15 protein-coding genes are annotated in these 16,870 nt (G+C 67.2%); 8 read left to right on the top strand and 7 right to left on the bottom strand.

From position 1 onward, the window contains the following. The first annotated feature begins 48 nt into the window (after positions 1 to 48). On the top strand, positions 49 to 1,791 hold the full coding sequence (locus DIZ26_RS05035) for a glycoside hydrolase domain-containing protein (protein ID WP_112238174.1): 1,743 nt from the start codon (positions 49 to 51) through the stop codon (positions 1,789 to 1,791). Between the two features lie 213 nt (positions 1,792 to 2,004). On the opposite strand, the gene DIZ26_RS05030 is transcribed toward DIZ26_RS05035, so the two are convergent. Beyond that, a complete protein-coding gene (locus DIZ26_RS05030) occupies positions 2,005 to 2,343 on the bottom strand; it encodes a YciI family protein (RefSeq protein WP_112238172.1) in 339 nt (112 codons plus the stop codon). A gap of 200 nt (positions 2,344 to 2,543) precedes the next feature. On the opposite strand from DIZ26_RS05030, the gene DIZ26_RS05025 reads away from it, so the two are divergent. Continuing rightward, positions 2,544 to 5,375 (top strand): S8 family serine peptidase, encoded by a 2,832-nt coding sequence (locus tag DIZ26_RS05025; protein WP_232828151.1) that lies wholly within the window; start codon positions 2,544 to 2,546, stop codon positions 5,373 to 5,375. Positions 5,376 to 5,428: 53 nt separating this feature from the next. Here the strand turns inward: DIZ26_RS05025 and DIZ26_RS05020 are convergent, their stop codons facing one another. Then, the gene (locus tag DIZ26_RS05020; protein WP_112238170.1) at positions 5,429 to 5,848 is read right to left on the bottom strand and encodes a MarR family winged helix-turn-helix transcriptional regulator; all 420 of its coding nucleotides are present in this window, start codon (positions 5,846 to 5,848) and stop codon (positions 5,429 to 5,431) included. Between the two features lie 51 nt (positions 5,849 to 5,899). Between DIZ26_RS05020 and DIZ26_RS05015 the strand changes: the two genes are divergently transcribed. Further along, a complete protein-coding gene (locus DIZ26_RS05015; protein WP_112238168.1) occupies positions 5,900 to 6,310 on the top strand; it encodes an SRPBCC family protein in 411 nt (136 codons plus the stop codon). Between the two features lie 291 nt (positions 6,311 to 6,601). On the opposite strand, the gene DIZ26_RS05010 is transcribed toward DIZ26_RS05015, so the two are convergent. Beyond that, a complete protein-coding gene (locus DIZ26_RS05010) occupies positions 6,602 to 8,077 on the bottom strand; it encodes an amidohydrolase (RefSeq protein ID WP_112238166.1) in 1,476 nt (491 codons plus the stop codon). A 168-nt stretch (positions 8,078 to 8,245) separates the two neighbouring features. After that, positions 8,246 to 8,890: an alpha-ketoglutarate-dependent dioxygenase AlkB gene (locus tag DIZ26_RS05005; protein WP_112238164.1), complete on the bottom strand. Its 645-nt coding sequence runs from the start codon at positions 8,888 to 8,890 to the stop codon at positions 8,246 to 8,248. A gap of 152 nt (positions 8,891 to 9,042) precedes the next feature. On the opposite strand from DIZ26_RS05005, the gene DIZ26_RS05000 reads away from it, so the two are divergent. Next, on the top strand, positions 9,043 to 9,879 hold the full coding sequence (locus tag DIZ26_RS05000) for an MBL fold metallo-hydrolase (RefSeq protein ID WP_112238162.1): 837 nt from the start codon (positions 9,043 to 9,045) through the stop codon (positions 9,877 to 9,879). Between the two features lie 197 nt (positions 9,880 to 10,076). Here DIZ26_RS05000 and DIZ26_RS04995 read toward each other — a convergent pair whose 3' ends face one another. Next, positions 10,077 to 10,856 (bottom strand): NAD(P)H-dependent oxidoreductase, encoded by a 780-nt coding sequence (locus tag DIZ26_RS04995; protein WP_112238160.1) that lies wholly within the window; start codon positions 10,854 to 10,856, stop codon positions 10,077 to 10,079. 145 nt (positions 10,857 to 11,001) lie between these two features. On the opposite strand from DIZ26_RS04995, the gene DIZ26_RS04990 reads away from it, so the two are divergent. Further along, positions 11,002 to 11,868: a helix-turn-helix transcriptional regulator gene (locus DIZ26_RS04990; protein WP_198675900.1), complete on the top strand. Its 867-nt coding sequence runs from the start codon at positions 11,002 to 11,004 to the stop codon at positions 11,866 to 11,868. On the opposite strand, the gene DIZ26_RS04985 is transcribed toward DIZ26_RS04990, so the two are convergent. Then, a complete protein-coding gene (locus DIZ26_RS04985; RefSeq protein WP_112238158.1) occupies positions 11,858 to 12,289 on the bottom strand; it encodes a hypothetical protein in 432 nt (143 codons plus the stop codon). The genes DIZ26_RS04990 and DIZ26_RS04985 overlap by 11 nt on opposite strands. 170 nt (positions 12,290 to 12,459) lie before the next feature. Between DIZ26_RS04985 and DIZ26_RS04980 the strand changes: the two genes are divergently transcribed. The 3 genes from DIZ26_RS04980 to DIZ26_RS04970 all read left to right on the top strand — a co-directional run bounded on the left by DIZ26_RS04980 (position 12,460) and on the right by DIZ26_RS04970 (position 15,629). Further along, positions 12,460 to 13,752: an MFS transporter gene (locus tag DIZ26_RS04980; RefSeq protein ID WP_112238156.1), complete on the top strand. Its 1,293-nt coding sequence runs from the start codon at positions 12,460 to 12,462 to the stop codon at positions 13,750 to 13,752. Continuing rightward, complete coding sequence (locus DIZ26_RS04975; RefSeq protein WP_112238594.1) at positions 13,752 to 14,402, top strand: pyridoxamine 5'-phosphate oxidase family protein; 651 nt, start codon at positions 13,752 to 13,754, stop codon at positions 14,400 to 14,402. Before DIZ26_RS04980 ends, DIZ26_RS04975 begins: the two co-directional genes overlap by 1 nt. 84 nt (positions 14,403 to 14,486) lie before the next feature. Beyond that, positions 14,487 to 15,629 carry a sensor histidine kinase gene (locus DIZ26_RS04970; RefSeq protein WP_232828150.1) on the top strand — a complete coding sequence of 381 codons (1,143 nt, stop codon included), beginning with the start codon at positions 14,487 to 14,489 and terminating at the stop codon, positions 15,627 to 15,629. Here the strand turns inward: DIZ26_RS04970 and DIZ26_RS04965 are convergent. After that, positions 15,626 to 16,837, bottom strand: a complete 1,212-nt coding sequence (locus DIZ26_RS04965) for an alpha-hydroxy acid oxidase (protein WP_112238154.1) — start codon at positions 16,835 to 16,837, stop codon at positions 15,626 to 15,628. The genes DIZ26_RS04970 and DIZ26_RS04965 overlap by 4 nt on opposite strands. Positions 16,838 to 16,870: the final 33 nt, after the last annotated feature.

The raw sequence follows: 16,870 nt of genomic DNA, 5'->3' as shown, positions 1-16,870 counted from the left end.
TCGGTGGACCGTGGGGGCGTCGCACCTCGCCGCCCACGAAGGATCACCATGAAACGTTCCCGAAGAGCGCTCTCCCTGATCTCGGCCGCCGGTCTCGCCGTGGTCGGTTTGTCCGCCGGCATCACTCCTGCCCAAGGCGCCTCAGTCGACCGGATCGTGAAGTACCACGGCTACCAGGTCGCCGTACCGTCCGATTGGAAGGTGGTCGACCTCGCCGCCGATCCGTCAGCTTGTGTCCGGTTCGACCAGCCGGCCGTCTACCTCGGTCACCCCGCGGCGCAGCAGAACTGCCCGGCTCACCTCGTCGGACGCACCGCCGGCTTGGTGATCGAGCCACTCAACGGCTCGGCGCCCCGGCGTACGGCAGTCGCTTCAATGCCCCGTACTGCGACGGCGCCCGCGACCGCGGCCTCCTCGGACAACGAGATCCAGGTCGCCGTCGAAGACGCCGGTGTCCTGGTCACCGCAGTACACGGCTTCGACCAGGAATCGTCCGTACGGCAGATCCTTGGCAAGGCGCGACTGACCAGCGGCGGTACGCCGGCCAAGCTCGCCCCACCACCCGCTCAGCCCCCAGCACCGCCGAAGACCACGACCCAGCCGAAAGCGACCGCCCAGCCCAACGCCACGACCTCCACTGTCGTTGCTCCAGGCAACATGATCAACCAGCAGGCGTTCGATCAGTGCACCGCGCCGTCGCTCGGTGCAATGAACGCGTGGAAGGCTTCGCCGTTCAAGGCCGTCGGCATCTACATCAGCGGCGCCTCGCGTTCTTGCAGCCAAGCGAATCTGACCGCATCATGGGTCTCCTCGAACGCCGCCAACGGCTGGTCGTTCATGCCGATCGACGTGGGCTACCAGGCTCCGTGCGGCACCCGGAACCCGAAGATGTCCTTCGATCCCGCCACGGCGAGAAGCCAGGGAGCGCAATCCGCCGGTGTCTCGGCGCAGGCGGCGCTGAACCTCGGGATCGGCCCAGGGAGCGCTCTCTACTCCGACATCGAGGCCTACCCGACGACCGCGGCCTGCAAGGATGCAGTGCTCTCTTATGTGAGCGGCTGGACCAACGAGCTTCGCGCTCGCGGTTTCCTCGGCGGCGTTTACAGCAGCGCGGGCTCCGGTGGCCGGGACCTCGCCAGCGGCGCCGGTGACAGCCGCTACACGTCGCCCGATCACATCTGGTTCGCGTGGTGGAACGGGGCTGCGAACACCGACGGCGGCCAGTACATCCCGAGTGGCCTGTGGGTGAACCATCAGCGACTGCACCAGTACAAGGGCGACCACAACGAGACCTGGGGTGGCGTCACGATCAATATCGACAGCAACTTCCTCGATGTCTCCAGCGGTACTCCCCCGCCGATGACCGACGGTATCTACCGGCTCAGGGCGGAGGCCGGCGGTTTCGACCTGGACGTCGTCGACTGCCAGAGCCAGAACGGCGCCGACGTACGGATGTGGGACCGGATCGCCGGAAGCCCGTGTCAGAAATGGCATATCGAGAACGTCACCGGGACTACCTTCAAGATCATCGACGGGAACACGGGCAAGGCGCTGGAGGCATCCGGCTGCTCGACCGCCGACGTGACGCCGGTGGATCTGTGGGATTACACCGGAGCCGACTGCCAGACCTGGACGATCGAGCCGATCGTCGGTGGTGCCTACAAGATCATCGGCACGGGCAGCGGCAAGTCCCTCGACGTCGCAGGCTGCTCAACTGATCGCGGCGCCGACGTGATCATCTGGCCCTTCCACGGCGGCTCCTGCCAGCGCTGGTACTTCGACCCCGCCTGACAACTTCTTCTGCGGCAGCACCGGCTCCCCCTCCCAAGCAGCCGGTACTGCGCGGCGCCGGGCCCCTGTCCCGAGGGGCCCGGCCCGCCGCGCTCGCGGGCTGCGGTGCCGACCCGCAGTGCTCTCCAGGCGACCATCAATCGCAGCACAAGGGACTAGAGCAACAACTGCCCGCAGTAGGGGCCGACGGCGACCACAGACCCGCAGTACGGGTCAGGCGATCTCTGCGACGGGGCGGACTTCTACGACGCCGATCTCGGCGACCGGGTGCTTGGACGCGATCTCGATCGCTTCCTCCAGATCGCGGCACTCGAGCATGTCGTACCCGCCCATCTGTTCCTTCGCCTCCGCGTACGGACCGTCGGTGGTGACCACCTTGCCGCCGCGCCGGCGGACGCCAACCCCCTCCGACGCAGGACGGATCGCGTCACCGTGTAATCGCACGCCACGCTCCGTCATCTCCTCCACCCAGGCAACGGTCGCAGCGACCATGTCGGCCGGCACCTCACCGGTGAAGTCGACGTCCGGGCGGATCAACAGCATGTACTTCATGGGTTCTCCTCGCGAGCTCGCGGATATCCGCCTCCTGCGGCGGTCCAGCCGGGACGTCGGAGCGCGATTGCAGCTTTTGACATCGAGACAGCCGGGAAAGTTGGTCCCACCCTCTGACATACTCCGGCAAGAATGTCACTCTTAGACCCTTGGGGGGGTCCGTGATTCCCGTCCGCCCAGTCCATCTCCTGAGCCTCGGAGTGCCCGCTGCCCTGGTAGCCGCCACCCTGATCACTCTCACCGGCTCGTCCGGTAACGCCGCCCAGCCGCAACCCGGCCCGTACGCCGTCAAGCACACCGCGCGCACCGCGAAGCCGGCCAAGGACGCCTACACGCCGAACACCGTGCTGGTGAAGTTCAAGAAGACCGCCTCCGCCTCGGCGAAGTCCAAGGCACTCGGCAAGGTCAAGAGCCGCTCGTCGGCCGCCGTCGGTTCCGGCATCGTCGCGGTGAAGAGCGAGCTCGCCGCGCCGGACATGCTGAAGACGCTGAAGGCCGACGCGAGCGTCGAGAAGGCTTCGCTGGACTACATCCGTACGGCGTCGTCCGCGCCGAACGACACGTACTACGGCTCCGACCAAGCCGGCGCGCTCGGCGCCATCCGGATGCCGCAGGCGTGGGACCTGACCAAGACGGCAGGTGCGCAGACGGTCGCCGTACTGGACACCGGCATCGACGCCGGTCACCCCGACCTGGCGGGCCGCGTACTGGCCGGATACAACGAGATCCGGCCGGGCACGTCCCCGAACGACGACAACGGCCACGGCACGATGACCGCCGGCATCATCGGCGCGAACACCAACAACGGTGTCGGCGTCGCCGGTGTCGCCTGGAACGTGAAGATCCTCCCGGTCAAGGTGCTCGACTCGAGCGGCTCCGGCCCCGACTCCGGCATCATCGCCGGCATCAACTGGGCCGCGAGCAACGGCGCCAAGGTGATCAACATGTCACTGGGCGGCGACGGTGACGACAGCCTGCTGCACGACGCGGTCAAGTCCGCAGTCGCCAAGGGCGTCGTCGTCGTGGCGGCCGCCGGCAACACCGGCGTCAACGTGCCGCACTTCCCCGCGTCGTACCCGGAGGTCCTCTCCGTCGCGGCGACCGACAACAACGGCGCGCTGACCAGCTTCAGCACGCAGGGCGACTGGGTCGACATCGCAGCGCCGGGCTGGAACATCATCTCCACCGGTCCCCGCAGCCTGACGCCGGCTGGCTACCTGCCGTACTGGACCGGGAGCGGCACGTCGTTCTCCGCCCCGATGGTCGCGGGCGTCGCCGCTCTGGTGCGGAACAAGTACCCGAGCTACACGCCGGCCCAGGTCATGGCACGTCTCAAGTCGACGGCTCGTGACGCGGGCCCGCGCGGCCTCGACCCGTTCTACGGCGCCGGCATTCTCGACGCCTACAACGCTCTTGGCGGCTCGTGGGCGCCGGAGTTCTGGAGTGCCGGACCGGATGGCAACGACGTCCCGGCCCGCGCCACCGCGATCACCGGCAGCTCGATCACCGGCACGACCGGCCCAGAAGGGGACGTCGACTGGTACAAGATCACTTCGGCCTCCGCGCGCAGCGTGGTGGTCAACGTGACCAGCCCGGTCTACGACTTCGAGAACCGGGCGCAGAACTTCGCTCCCGTCGTCAAGGTCTACGACAAGGACCTGCAGCAGATCGGCGGCGCCGAGATCAACTACGAGCCGGACACGGCGCAGACGCTGACAGCGAGCGTCAACGTCAACCTCGTGGTCGGCGACAACTACATCTCCGTGCGCAACTACAACGGTTCGCGCGACAGCCGGGCGTACACCGTGTCGTACGCCGCGTCCTCGGCCGGACCTGCTCCCTTCGACCACGCCTGGGTGCAGAACTCGTCGGTGCCCGATTACTCCAACGGTGTTGCGCAGACGGTGAAGCCCGTCATCACCTCGGCGACCGACCTGTCGCCGGCGAGCGTCATCGACAGTACTGTCCAACTGCTCAACGGCAAGACTGGCGCTGTTGTGCCGAGCACGGTCGACTACGCGGTCGACACGAAGCAAATCACCATCACGCCGACCGCGGAGTTGCTCGACAACACGCCGTACCGGATCTCGATCGACGGTGTGCAGGAGACCAGCGGGGCAACCGCGTCGACCTTCACCTCGGTCTTCCGCACGGTTGACCAGGCTCCGGCCCCGTTGAGCGCCTTCGATGCGACCGGTGGCTACACCACGGCTGCGCTGAGCTGGACCCTCCCCGGCATCACGGACCTCGACCAGGTCGTCGTACGAGGTGCAGCCGGAACCACTCCGCCTGCTTCACCGACCGCCGGTACCGCGTATGCGCCGGGCGCAACCACATCCGGTACTGCGACCGGGCTGGCCAATGCGACCAGCTACGCCTTCAGCGCATGGGTGAAGGACCGGAGCGGCAAGCTCAGCGCCACTCCTGCCACCACTCAGCTGATCGGCACGGCCACGAGCCTCACCTCAGCCAGTGCATCGATCGTCAACTTCGGTGGCTCGGTCACGCTGAACGGCAAGGCGAGCCGGATCGACACCAAGGCAGCGCTCGCCGGCGTCCCGCTCTCGCTCTACGGCCGCAACAAGAACAGCACGGTCTGGCGCGAGATCGCCCGCAGGACAACCGCCGCCGACGGAACGGCCAGCGTGGTCTACGCCCCGTCGGTTTCGACCGTGTTCGCGTGGGGCTACAACGGCTCGGCTGATCTGTTGGGCTCCCGCACCGGCAACTTCACCGTCGAGGTTCGTCCGACCATCGCGTCGTACGTCTCCCCGACCGCGATCAAGCTCGGTGCCTCGACCAACTTCTACGGCTACGTCCGCCCGCAGCACGCCGGCTCGCTGGTCTACCTCCAGCGGCTCAGCGGTTCGACCTGGTCGACCATCACGTCCACCAAGCTCAACAGCACCGGCAACTACGCCTTCGCCATCAAGCCGACGGCCAAGGGCACCTACACCTACCGAGTGGTCTTCGTAGCAGACGCAGACCACGCCACCGCCGTCTCCCCCTCCAAGACCTTCACGGTCAGCTAAACCCGTCGTACGAACGGCGGCCCCGGACTCATCATCAGAGTCCGGGGCCGCTGTTATTCGTCGGGGGTTTGGGCTAGGCGGGGTAGGGCTGTCAGGAGGTGGCGGCGTTCGGTGGGGGTCAGGGGGGCTAGGAGGTCTTCTTCCATGGCTCGGATGTCGGCCTTGGCTGCGCGGAGGCGAGACTTGCCGGTGGGGGTGAGGGTGACGGTGCGGGCGCGGCGGTCCGAGGGGTCGGGCTGGCGGGTGAGGAGGCCATCGGCCTCCAGGTCGTCGAGGAGCGCGATCAGGCGGGACTTGTCGTAGCCGATGGATTTCGCGAGCGCCTGCTGGGTCTCCATCGGCTGGTCCGCGAGGCGGGTCAGGACGGAGTAGCCCCACATCGAGAGACCGTGCGCCTCCAGCAGCGGGCGCTCCGCCTCCATGATGCGGCGGATCAGCCGGGCGAGCAGGGCTCCGAGGTCTTCGCGTTCCACCCGGTCATGATAGGTAGTGACAGATGATACGCAGATGCATATGATCTACACATGCTTACTAATTTCTCCCGCGCCGAGACGCGGACCATTTCCATTGCCGCCTCCCCGGAGACTGTCTTCGAGTACGTGGCCGACGCGCGGAACCTGCCGGAGTGGGCGCCGGGGTTCGCGCCGAAGATCGAGCAAAGTGGTGACGAGTGGGTCATCGACAGCGAGGCGGGTCAGCTGCGCGTCGTGGTGCGCACCTCGTCGGAGTACGGGACGGTGGACTTCCTTCGCGCCCATGACCTCCGGGTCGGTGGGTTCAGCCGGGTGCTGCCCAATGGGGAGGGCAGCGAGTACCAGTTCACGATCTTGTTCCCTCCCGGTACGCCGGAGGAGGCGGTCGGGGATCAGCTCAAGTTCATCGACGAAGAACTGGAGACGGTCCGGAGGATCTGCGAAGGCGATCAGGCAGCGTAGGTCAGGGGCCTCGAGTCAGGGGCCTCGAGTCACGGGCCTCGAGTCAGGGGGCTCGGGTCAGGGGCTTGAGCCAGGCGCTCGGGTCATTGGCCAGGCGCTCGGGTCAGGGGCTTGAGCCAGGCGCTCGGGTCATTGGCCAGGCGCTCGGGTCAGGGGCTTGAGCCAGGCGCTCGGGTCATTGGCCAGGCGCTCGGGTCAGGGCTTGAGCCAGGCGCTCGGGTCATTGGCCAGGCGCTCGGGTCAGGGCTTGAGCCAGGCGCTCGGGTAAGGGGCTTGAACCAGGCGGTCGGGTCAGGGGGCGTAGGTCTGGATTGTGCTGTTTGCGGTGAGGTCCACGAGGGTGTGCGCGACGGCGCGGGCATCCTCGAGGATCTCGGCGAGGTCGACGGTGGTGAGTGTTCGGTCGCGGACGACTATGTTGCCGTCGACAACGACATGGACCACGTCGGATGCTCGGGTGGAGTAGACGAGGCTCGCCCGGGCGTCGTGGGTCGGCTGGTGGTGTGGCGCTGAGAGGTCGACAAGGGTGATGTCGGCCCGGCCGCCTGGTTCGAGGGCGCCTGTGAGGTGGCCCGAGGCGGTCGCTCCGCCTCGCGTGGCGAGGCGGAGCGTGTCCGAGACGGTCATCCACTCGGCGTTCTGTTCGCGTTGTTTCTGGGTGAGGGCGACGAGGCGCAGTGATTCCCAGAGGTCCAAGGTGTTGTGGACCGCCGCTCCGTCGGTGCCGATGCCGACGGGGATGGCGGCCGATTGCAGCGACTTGATCGGGGTGGTCGAGCCCATCGCGAGTTTGAGATAGACCTTGGGGCAGCAGGCGACCGCCGTACGGTCAGCGAAGGGTGCCAGCAAGGCGAGGTCGGCTTCGCGGATGCCGCAGCCGTGGGCGATCAGGGCACCAGCTTCCAGTACGCCGGTACGCGCGAGCACCTCGATCGGGGTGACGCCGTGGCGGTCGATCGACGACTGCGTCTGGTCCTCCGTCTCGGCTGCGTGCAGGTGGATCCGAAATCCTTCGGCACGCGCGACTTCCGCAGTACGGCGGAGGTCTTCGTCGGAGACTGTGTAAGGCGCATGTGGGCCGAGGGATGCCGTGATGCGTGGCGGTTGTTTGTTTGCGGCTGCTTCGCCTCGTGCGCGGATCTCGCGGGCTGCTGCGAAGGCGGCTTCTCGTGCTTCGGTGCCGGTGGAGGAGAAGAAGGTCGGAGCGAGGTCGGCGCGGATACCGGATTCGAGGGCTGCTTCGGCGATCTGGTCGGCGTGGAAGTAGTGGTCGACGAAGGTGGTGACGCCGGCGAGCAGCATCTCCGCACAGGCGAGCCGGGCGCCGACCCGGACGCGCTCGGGAGTGAGGTTCACTTCCATCGGCCAGATCTTGCGATTGAACCAGTCGTCGATCGACACATCCTCCGCCGCACCCCGCATCATCACCATCGGACTGTGCGTATGCGAATTGGTCAACCCCGGCACAGCAACCAACCCGCTCCCATCGAGCACCTCCAGTACTCCGGCGTCGACCGAACGCGCGTCGACCGCGCGAGTATCGGCCGGAAGCCCTGAATCAGAGCGGGTGTCGACCCACCGGGCATCGCCCGGACGTGCGTCAGCCGGATGCACGGGATCAGGGCGCCGGTCATCTGGCGTACCGGTGTTGGTGATCGCGGTAATCGCGCCGTCCTGGATGTGGATGTCCTGGGCTTCGTCGAGACGGCACTCCCCTGTTTCGGGGACGACCAGGACAGAACAGTTCCGGATCAGCAGTTGCCGCATACATCCTCCAACTCGCCCGCGCACATGCCTCCAGTCTCATTCATCCACGGTCCAGCCGATCCTTCTGGGCAAGGATGTCAGCTACTCGGCCAACGGCTTGGGCAGGTCGGCGGCTCGGGTGGCTCGGGTGGCTCGGCGGCTCGGGTGGCGAGAGGGCCGCTTGGGGATTCAGCGGACGCCGCGGGGGCGGTATTGGATGCTGATTCTGGGGCCGGTGTGGGTGGTGGATTTGGGGATGGCGTGTTCCCAGGTGCGTTGGCAGGAGCCGCCCATGACGATGAGGTCGCCGTGGCCGAGGGGGTAGCGGATGGTGGAGGCGACCTTTGCCGATGTGCTGCCGGGGCGCGGGCGGAGGGCTAGGACTCGTGGTTCGCCGACGGAGAGGATGGCGACCATGGTGTCCTCGCGGGCGCCGCGACCGATCTTGTCGCCGTGCCAGGCGACGCTGTCCCGTCCGTCGCGGTAGTAACAGAGACCCGCCGTGCGGAACGGCTCCCCCAGTTCCTCGGCGTACCAATCGCTGAGCGCGTCGCGCGCCTCGTCGAGGATCGGCAACGGGAGATTGTCGGTCTCGCCGTAGAAGCAGAGCAGGCGAGGGACGTCGACCATCCGGTCGTACATCTGCCGCCGCTCCTCGCGCCACGGCACCTCGACCGCAAGACGATCGAAAACCTGGTCCGCACCGGTCAACCACCCCGGCAGCACGTCGATCCAGGCGCCCTGACCCAACTCTGTCCGCTGCAGCCCTTCAAGAGATCCCAGCGCAGGATCCTCGAACGCATCCAGCAACGAAGCCTGAAGCCCTCCAGCCATGCGAACCAGAGTACACCCTGATTCGAACACCTGTTCCCTTACGCAGCGTAGCCGCTCCGGAGGAGTCGTCTGGGATGTGTTGAGCCGTAGATCGGCGGCACGGCGGTTCGTGCGCCACTCGACGTACGCCGTGCGCTGTGGTCAGGTGAGGCATGGAGCCTCGGGGTGGGACGACCAACCGGATCACGGTCCTCCACGACGCGTTCGGGCGGCGACCCGGCCTGATCAAGGAGTGGGGGTTCGCTGCTCTTGTGGAGTTCGAGGGTCAGCGGATTCTCTTCGACACCGGGAACGACTCGCGGACGTTCGCCGCCAACACCGACGCCCTGGGTGTCGACCTGCGCACGATCGATCTCGTCGTGGTCTCGCACCGACACGGCGACCACACGTCCGGGCTCGATCACCTGCTGCACGTCAACCCCGACGTGCCGGTCTACGCGCCGGCCGAACTGTACGGCGTGTTCGGCTCGAGCCTTCCCGGCCACTTCTACCCGCGCCGCCCGTCGCTGCCGCGATCCATGCAGTACTACGACGGCGAGCCGCCCGACGTCATCCGCCACGGCACGCCGTGGCCGGGCGCACGATTCACCTGGATCGAGGAGTCGACCCCGCTGGGAAGCGGCGCATGGCTGATCGCCGTCGTCTCGGAAGTGGCGGGAACGCGTGAGTTGCGCGAGATCTCCCTCGCGCTGCGGACCTCGCAGGGACTGGTGCTGGTGGTGGGATGCTCGCACCCGGGCATCGAGCGGATCCTGGAGGCCGCTGCCGCGATCGACGACCGTGTCCACTGCATCGCCGGCGGGCTCCACCTCGTCCTGACCGAGGAGCCCGAAGTGCGTCGCGTCGCGCAGGCACTCCGCGACGAGTGGCACGTACAAACCGTCGCCCCGGGCCACTGCACGGGTGAACCCGCCTTCCTGGCACTGAGCGAGGCGTTCGGCAACCGCTACCTGTACGCCGGTCTGGGTGACTCGATTCCCGTCCCGTGACGCGCGCCAAGTTGAGGCGGACGAAGTCCACGATGAGGCAGCTGATGCCCCATTGGATGTTGGTCAACCGCGCCGTCCTGGCCTGGATGGGTCGGATGGCGCGGCCGATGCTCGCTGTCGGCAGGGGCGCTCTCGGGAACGATGCCCAAAGGGCCAGCGATTCACCGCAGCGCCGGCGCCGGACGACCGCGACACGGCTAAGCGTGGACGTGGAGGCCGAAGCCGCGGCGGCCGGGGAGTTCGAGGTGTGGTTTGAGTTGGAGGGAGGGGATTTCGTAGTCGCCGAAGTTTTGTGGTCTGAAGGGGATCGGGTCGGTTGTCTCCAGTGAGAGCAGGCGCTCGGTCCACATCTTCGCGGCGTCCTTGAACTCGTCAGGCGTCATTCGGTCCGTGCCGTAGAGGACGAACGGCGGGAGGACCTCCAGACCTGGGTAGTAGAGGATCCCGTGGTGGATCGGGAAGAGCAGGTCCTCGATGGGGCCGTTGATTCCGCGATCGCTGTAGTGGGATTCGGGACCGCCGGCTGTGACCGAGAGCATCGCCCGCCGGCCCTGCAAAGTGCCTTCGCCGAAGCGTTCGCCGTACCGGGTCTCGTCGTGGACACCGACGCCGTAGGCGAAGTGGTACGAGAACACCCGGTCGACCCAGCCCTTGAGGATGGCCGGCATCGCGTACCACCACAGGGGGAACTGGAAGATCACCGTGTCGGCCCACAGCAGCTTCTGCTGCTCGGCCACCACATCGGGCGTGAGCGCGCCGGCGTCGTACGCCGCACCGGAACTCCGCACTACCTGAAGCGGACTGGTGGCTTGCGCACCGAAGTCGGCCGCGTCGACCACGGCTTTCCAGTTCATCGCGTACAGGTCGCTCACCTGCACCTCGTGTCCCGCGGCTTCGAGCGTGGTCACGGCGAGGTCCCTCAGTGAACCGTTCAGCGAACGCGGCTCGGGGTGGGCGTAGACGATGAGCGTCTTCATAGCTATTCCTTTCGATGAGTGCTGTTGCCATCGATGCTCGGCCTTCGAGACCGCCTTGTTCAGGGACGCTTTCACCGTCGGACGAGACTTCCTGGTATCGGCAGGGCCACCTTCACGGCCACCATCCGAGGCCATAATTGGTGGCATGGACGATCTCGCGGGCTTCCTGCGCACCCGGCGCTCCCGGGTCGACCCTGCTTCCGTCGGCATCCCCACCGACAGCCGCCGTCGCGTCGAAGGTCTGCGCCGCGAAGAGGTCGCGCATCTGTCCGGGGTGAGCGTCGACTACTACGTCCGCCTGGAGCAGGGCCGCGCCACCCAGCCCTCCGAACAGATCCTCGACGCACTCGCCGGCGTCCTCGGCCTCGACGAGACCGAACGCGCGCACCTCTACCGGCTCGCCCGGCAGCGTCGCCGTCGCGCGAAAGCGCCGAGCGGACGACTGCGACCCGAACTTCTGCGCGTGCTCGACCTTGTCCCCAACGCACCTGCGCTGATCATCAACCACCGGCTGGACGTGCTCGCAGGAAACCGGCTGGCCCGACTCCTCTACGGCCGGGCGCTCCCGGGCTTGAACACGGCCCGGCACATCTTCCTCGAGGAGACCGAGCGAGGTCTGTACGCCGACTGGGAAGCCTGCACTCTCGATGTCGTCGGACACCTGCGGCTGGCGGCCGGCAAATACCCCGACGACCCCCGGCTGGCCTCCCTCATCGGCGAGCTGGCGATGGGCAGCACCCGCTTCCGTAAACTCTGGGCCCGCGCGGACGTCAGCGCCCGCACCCATGGCCGCAAGGCCTACCGGCATCCGCTGGTCGGACTCCTCGAACTGCATCAGGAGAACTTCGTCCTCCCGGCCGAAGCGGGCATGGAACTCATCGTCCTGTCCGCGGCACCCGAAAGCCCGGCCGAGGACGGCCTCCGCCTGCTCAACACGCTCAGTGAACCTGCCGAGGTCCGGCTCAGCGACGACGGCCAGCCCGCCGTCGACGGGGCGCCGCTCAGACATTGATCGGCGCTTCGACGCGGTGGATGTGGTCGGCAGTCGCAACGTAGAAGGCAAGGAGCCGGACGCCGGCTTCGTTGCAAATGGCGGCCACCAGCTCGGCCCACTGGTTGTCTATAGCCGGCCATAACTCAGGGCCGGGTCGGCCGAGAGCCAGCAGGAGGCCGATGTCGGGATGGTCGCTCAGGGCCGCCACGACGGGCTCGATGACCGTGCGGCAGTCGGTCAGGTGGAGCTGGCCGTGCCGGTCGCGGAGCGAGATGTCGACACCGCCGCGGAAGCGATCCTCTTCGTCGCAGAAGATCACTTTGAACAGGCCGAGGCGGCGGTCGCCTGCGCTCACGCAGAGATCGACCACGTCACGGGCGAGGGTGGGGTCCGACAGCGGGCTCTCGGACCAGTCCGGGGGGAGATTCAGGAAGCTCATACCTACAAGGTGCCGCGATTCGCGGCCCGTTCCGCGGTTGTCCACAGGGCAATCCGGCGGCATCGAAGCCCAGAATAATTGGCCCACCAAGCTCCACCGGAAGTGGATCTGATGTCTGGGCCGCTGTGCTCCTAGGCTCAGAGCATCAAGCGCGAGCAAGGAGACCGAAGATGACCAGCACCGCCACCGATCGCACCGAAACCTCCACCGGAGGCCGGTTGACCAGGCTCCTCCCGCCCGCCGGCGCAGCCCGCAACCTCGCCATGGCCCAGCTGGCCAACTCCGTCGGCGACGGCGCATTCATCGTCACCTCGGCGCTGTTCTTCATCCGAGTGGTCGGCCTCTCCACCGCCCAGGTGGGCCTCGGACTCACGATCGCCTGGCTGATCGGCTTCCTCACCGGCGTCCCGCTCGGCAACCTGGCCGACCGCAAGGGCCCGCGCGGCGTCGCGATCCTGCTGGCGTTGTCCACCGCGCTCTCGGTCGGATCGTTCCTGTTCGTCCGAAGCTTCCCGCTGTTCCTGATCGCAGCGATCGCCTACGCCAGCAGCCAAACCGGCCTCACTGCCGCACGGCAAGCTCTACTGGCCGGGTTGGTCGCCCCTGCCGAACGCACTCGCATCCGGGCGTTCCTGCAATCCACGGTGAACGCAGGCCTGGCCGTAGGCGCTGCACTCGGTGGCGTAGCGCTGCGGTCCGACACGGCACCGGCGTACCTGACTGTGTTTGCTGTCGACGCCGCCAGCTTCCTCATCGCCGCCGCTCTGATCCACCGGGTCCCGACAGTCACCGCGGTACTCAAGGTCGCCGGCGAACCTCGCCTGGCCGTCCTGCACGACCGCCCGTACGCCGTACTCGCGCTGCTCAACGCCGTGATGCTCATGTTCATGCCGCTGCTCAGCCTCATCGCACCGCTGTGGATCGTGGAGCGCACGAGTGCTCCCAGCTGGATGGTCGCCTCGCTGCTGATCGTCAACACTATCGGCGTCACGCTGTTCCAGGTACGCGTCGCCCGCGGCGTGAAGGACCTCCGTACTGCGACCCGCTCGATCCGCTTCGCCGGACTCGCCTTCTTGGCCGCGTGCGGGGTCTTCGCGGTCACCGCATTCGGAATGGCTCCAGCCGGCGCCGCCGCAGTACTGGCTGTCGCTGCAGTTCTCCTGACGCTCGGCGAGATGAAGCTGGCCTCTGGCGCTTGGGAAATCAGCTTCGGCCTCGCCCCCGCCGACAAGCAGGGCCAGTACCAGGGCTTCTTCGGCACTGGACCCGCGATCGCCCGCATGCTCGGCCCGGCGCTGCTGACGACACTGGTCCTCGGCTGGGGTCCGATCGGCTGGGTAGTGCTCGGTGCAGTGTTCCTGGGGACCAGTATGGCGATTGGTCCCACCGTACGATGGGCGGCACGGACCCGGCCCGCCAGCCAGGTGGTCGAGCCGTCGCTCAATGGGGAGTGCGCAGCCTGATGAACCACCTTCTGGACCTGACAGAACTGGCCGAGATCACCTCGTACGAAGAGCTGCGCGAGGTGGTCCCGGCACCGTTGCAGCACGCAACGGACAAGACCCGCAAGGAACTGCACGAGCTGGACCGGCAGTGGCTGGCCGAGTCACCGTTCTGCCTGATCGCGACCTCCGCGGCGGACGGCAGTTGCGACGTCTCCCCCAAGGGCGACCCGACCGGGTTCACCAAGGTGCTCGACGACACCACCATCGTGATTCCGGAGCGGGCGGGCAACCGCCGCATCGACGGCTTCACCAACATCCTCAGCAATCCGCACGTCGGCCTGATCTACCTGCTGCCGGGTCGCGGCGAGACGCTGCGCATCAACGGCCGGGCCCGGATCATCCGCGAGGCGCCGTTCTTTGACGACATGATCGTCAAGGGCAACCGGCCGCAACTGGCACTGCTGGTCGAGATCGAGGAGATCTTCCACCACTGCTCCAAGGCGTTCCTGCGCTCGCAGATCTGGAAGCCCGAGACGTGGAACCCGGACGCGATGCCGAGCCGCGCGAAGATCGCGAAGGCCCTGGACCGCAAGGACGCGGATCTGGCCGAGCTGGAGGAGTACTACGGTCCGCAGTACGAGGCCGGCATCTACAAGACGAAGTACTGACCCAAGGCGTACCGCAGGTGTAGCAGTACGAAGTACCACGTGGCGGCGATGACAGTGGGACGTGCAGCCGTCTACGGTTCGAGGGTGGCCAGTACCGAGCTCTCACACGACGACCGCGTCCGGCGGGTGATGCTGCCGGTCGTGGTCTCGGTGGTCGCGGTGGTGGGATCGTTCGGGGCCTCGCGTGGCGAAACCGATCGCCGGGCAGCCGACTGGTTCATGGTCGTGCTACTCCTGATCGGCTCGGTATCGCTCTACTGGCTTCGCAGCCGGCCGATCCCGGTGCTGTGGGCAACAGTCGTCTCCACTCTCGTCTACATGCTGATGCAGTACGCGTACGGCCCGGTCATCTTCAGTTTCATCATCGCCGTCTTCACAGCAATCCGCCGGGGCTATCGAGTGTCGGGCTGGTCGGCACTCGTAGCCCTGTACGCCGGGCACGTGCTGGGACGCGTAGTACTCGGGATCAACGGGCAGAGCATCTACCAGGTCCTCCTAGTGGGCACCTGCTTCGTCGTACTCGGCTTCCTGGCCGAACTCTTCCGCGGTCATCGCGAACGTGTGCTGGCAGCAGACAGGACCCGGCGTGAGGAGGAGCTTCGGAAGGCGGGCGAGGAGCGTTTGCGGATCGCACAGGAGCTGCACGACGTCGTGGCGCATCACATCTCACTGATCAACGTGCAGGCGTCCACCGCGCTGCACCTAGCTGATCGTCAACCAGAGCAGGCCGCACCGGCTCTTGCCGCGATCAAGGAAGCCAGTAAGGAAGCACTGGTCGAGCTGCGGTCGATCGTCGGCATCCTGCGCCAGTCGGACGAAGCAGCACCACGCCAACCCGTGGCCGGCCTCGACCACCTCGACAGCCTGATCAGCCGTACGTCGATGGCCGGCCTCGAGGTGCACAGCATGATCCACGGAGTACCACGACCACTGCCGACCGGCCTGGATCGCGCGGCGTTCCGGATCATCCAGGAGTCGCTGACCAACGTCGTACGGCATGCCAAGGCGACGTCGGCGACAGTGCGCATCCAGTACGGCGACAGCGCGCTCGTACTCCAGGTGGACGACGACGGGCACTCGTTGACCGGGCCGCCCAAGGAGGGCAACGGGATCATCGGCATGCGCGAGCGAGCCACCGCACTCGGTGGCACGCTCACAGCAACTCGTACTCCGGCCGGTGGGCTGAGGATCGTTGCCCAGTTGCCGTTGGAACCCGCAGGACTCTAGGGCAGGCGGACGTGGGACGGGTTGAGGTCGGCAACGCTGGGGACGCCTAGCAGAGCCATCGTCCTGCGCACCTCGGTCGTGAGGATCTCGGCGGCCCGTGCGACGCCGCGCTCTCCCCCGGCCATCAGGCCGTACAGGTACGCCCGGCCGACGAGGCAGGCGTCCGCACCCAGGGCGATAGCCGCGACGATGTCGGCACCACTCAGGATGCCCGTGTCGAGGTAGATCTCGGCGTCGCCGCCGACGGCCTTCCGGACCTCCGGGAGAATTCGCAGCGGTGTGGGAGCGCGATCCAGTTGCCGCCCGCCGTGGTTAGACAGCACGATCGCGTCCGCGCCGGCGTCGACAACTCGCTTGGCGTCCTCGACCGTCTGGATGCCCTTCACGATCAGCGGGCCATCCCAGATCGAGCGGAGCCAGTTCAGGTCGTCGATGGTCATCGTCGGGTCGAACAACTGGTTCAGCAGGTCCGCGACAGTGCCGTCCCAGCTCGACAGCGATGCGAACGTCAGTGGTCGGGTGGTGAGCAGGTTCGCCCACCAGGCCGGGTGCATGGAGGCGTCCAGGACCGTCTTGACGGTGAGCGACGGCGGGATCGTGAATCCGTTGCGTACGTCGCGCAGTCGCGCGCCGGCGACCGGAACGTCGACGGTCAGCATCAGCGCTTCGTACCCGGCGGCGGCCGAGCGCTTGACTAGGTCCTCCCCCGCGTCGCGGTCCTTCCAGACGTAGAGCTGGAACCACTTGCGCGCGTCCGGGCCGGCTGCGGCGACGTCCTCGATCGAGGTCGTTCCCATCGTGGAGAGCGCGTACGGGATGCCGATCCGCTCGGCGACCCGGACCACCGCGCTCTCGCCCTCGTGGTTCATCATCCGGGTGAACCCGGTCGGCGCGAACGCGAACGGGAGCTCCGAGCGCTTGCCGAGAATCGTCGTACCGAGGTCGATGTCGGCGACGTTGCGCAGGATCGACGGCTGCAACTCCAGCTCGGCGAAGAGCCGGCGGGCGCGGCGCAGGCTGATCTCCGCCTCCGCGGCACCGTCGGTGTAGTCGAACACCGAGCGCGGCGTACGGCGCTTCGCGATCGCGCGCAGGTCCGCGATGGTGAGCGCTTTCGCGAGTCTCCGCTCGGTCGGGTTGACGGTGACCGGCTTGGCCCGCAGCAGCGGCTTGAGCTCGGACCAGCGCGGCAGCTGTCGATCAGTCATCGGGGAGCGCTCTCTCAGCCGGGAACGGTGTGG

Source organism: Kribbella monticola, from assembly GCF_003261635.1.
Lineage (GTDB): Bacteria > Actinomycetota > Actinomycetes > Propionibacteriales > Kribbellaceae > Kribbella > Kribbella monticola.
This window is presented reverse-complemented; position numbering and strand designations above follow the sequence as displayed.

What these genes read in the sequence shown, in the direction of transcription:
- DIZ26_RS05000 (WP_112238162.1), top strand. Translation starts at nt 9,043, where the DNA reads ATGGAGCCTCGGGGTGGGACGACCAACCGGATCACGGTCCTCCACGAC.
- DIZ26_RS04990 (WP_198675900.1), top strand. Translation starts at nt 11,002, where the DNA reads ATGGACGATCTCGCGGGCTTCCTGCGCACCCGGCGCTCCCGGGTCGAC.
- DIZ26_RS05005 (WP_112238164.1), bottom strand. Translation starts at nt 8,890, where the DNA reads ATGGCTGGAGGGCTTCAGGCTTCGTTGCTGGATGCGTTCGAGGATCCT.
- DIZ26_RS04980 (WP_112238156.1), top strand. Translation starts at nt 12,460, where the DNA reads ATGACCAGCACCGCCACCGATCGCACCGAAACCTCCACCGGAGGCCGG.
- DIZ26_RS05015 (WP_112238168.1), top strand. Translation starts at nt 5,900, where the DNA reads ATGCTTACTAATTTCTCCCGCGCCGAGACGCGGACCATTTCCATTGCC.
- DIZ26_RS04995 (WP_112238160.1), bottom strand. Translation starts at nt 10,856, where the DNA reads ATGAAGACGCTCATCGTCTACGCCCACCCCGAGCCGCGTTCGCTGAAC.
- DIZ26_RS05010 (WP_112238166.1), bottom strand. Translation starts at nt 8,077, where the DNA reads ATGCGGCAACTGCTGATCCGGAACTGTTCTGTCCTGGTCGTCCCCGAA.
- DIZ26_RS04985 (WP_112238158.1), bottom strand. Translation starts at nt 12,289, where the DNA reads ATGAGCTTCCTGAATCTCCCCCCGGACTGGTCCGAGAGCCCGCTGTCG.
- DIZ26_RS05035 (WP_112238174.1), top strand. Translation starts at nt 49, where the DNA reads ATGAAACGTTCCCGAAGAGCGCTCTCCCTGATCTCGGCCGCCGGTCTC.
- DIZ26_RS04975 (WP_112238594.1), top strand. Translation starts at nt 13,752, where the DNA reads ATGAACCACCTTCTGGACCTGACAGAACTGGCCGAGATCACCTCGTAC.
- DIZ26_RS05030 (WP_112238172.1), bottom strand. Translation starts at nt 2,343, where the DNA reads ATGAAGTACATGCTGTTGATCCGCCCGGACGTCGACTTCACCGGTGAG.
- DIZ26_RS04965 (WP_112238154.1), bottom strand. Translation starts at nt 16,837, where the DNA reads ATGACTGATCGACAGCTGCCGCGCTGGTCCGAGCTCAAGCCGCTGCTG.